This is a genomic window from Legionella worsleiensis (assembly GCF_001467535.1).
Taxonomy (GTDB): Bacteria; Pseudomonadota; Gammaproteobacteria; order Legionellales; family Legionellaceae; genus Legionella; species Legionella worsleiensis.
Genome location: NZ_LNZC01000025.1, coordinates 1 through 289, shown reverse-complemented (window position 1 = coordinate 289; position 289 = coordinate 1). Strand labels below are relative to the sequence as shown.

Below are 289 nucleotides of genomic sequence, written 5' to 3'. Positions count from 1 at the left end.
AGAAGTCACGGTATACGTAAAATCAGTAGTTCCATTGAAATTAGCGGCTGGGCTAAAACTTAAAGTACCGTCGGCATTGAGCAATACACTGCCGTTAGCCACAGCCACACTTCCGCCTACAGCGATGGCTGTACCGTTAATGGCGGTAATGGTATGTCCGGCATTTTCAAAACTGTCATTGGCATTCACGTCAAGAGTCACAGCGGTGTCTTCATTGGTCGCAAAAGCGTCATCGGCAATATCCACTACAGGATTAATGGTAATGCCTACGGTATCGCTGTCGAGCAGC

1 protein-coding gene is annotated in these 289 nt (G+C 47.8%); it reads right to left on the bottom strand.

The annotated features are described in order from the left end of the window. Window positions 1-289, bottom strand: a 289-nt coding sequence (locus Lwor_RS13880; RefSeq protein ID WP_169792195.1) for an Ig-like domain-containing protein, incomplete at both ends; no start/stop codon positions are given.